The following is a 531-nucleotide window of genomic DNA, read 5'->3' as shown; positions in this document are numbered from 1 at the left end:
AGTTTGAGCTGAACCGTAACCCAGAAAACTTCTATGCAGAAGTTGAGCAATCCGCGTTTAACCCGGCAGCTATCGTTCCTGGAATTGGTTTCTCGCCAGACAAAATGCTGCAAGGCCGTTTGTTCGCATACGGAGATGCACAGCGTTACCGCCTAGGTGTAAACCATCACCAAATTCCAGTTAACGCCCCTCGTTGTCCGGTACACAGCTACCATCGTGACGGCGCAATGCGAGTTGACGGTAACTTCGGTTCAACACTGGGTTACGAGCCAAACTACAAACAAGAGTGGGCAGAGCAGCCTGATTATTCAGAGCCACCATTGCGAATTAGCGGCCATGCTGACCATTACGACCATTACGACCATCGTGTTGATGAGGATTACTTTAGCCAAGCAGGTGACCTGTTCCGACTAATGAACGAAGAGCAACGCCAAGCGCTGTTTGATAATACCGCACGAGCGATGGATGGTGTGCCAGACTTCATTAAAGAACGTCACGTCACCCACGCTTACCAAGCGGACGAAGCCTACG

The 531-nt window shown here is 50.7% G+C and carries 1 protein-coding gene; it reads left to right on the top strand.

Translation table 11 applies throughout. The features are described from left to right. Positions 1–531 (top strand): catalase (locus tag R7E78_RS30120; RefSeq protein WP_318059140.1); only part of this gene is annotated, 531 nt, incomplete at both ends.

The organism is Vibrio sp. YT-19(2023) (assembly GCF_033337395.1).
Note: the sequence above shows the minus strand (reverse complement) of the source record. Positions and strands in the feature narration are given on the sequence as shown.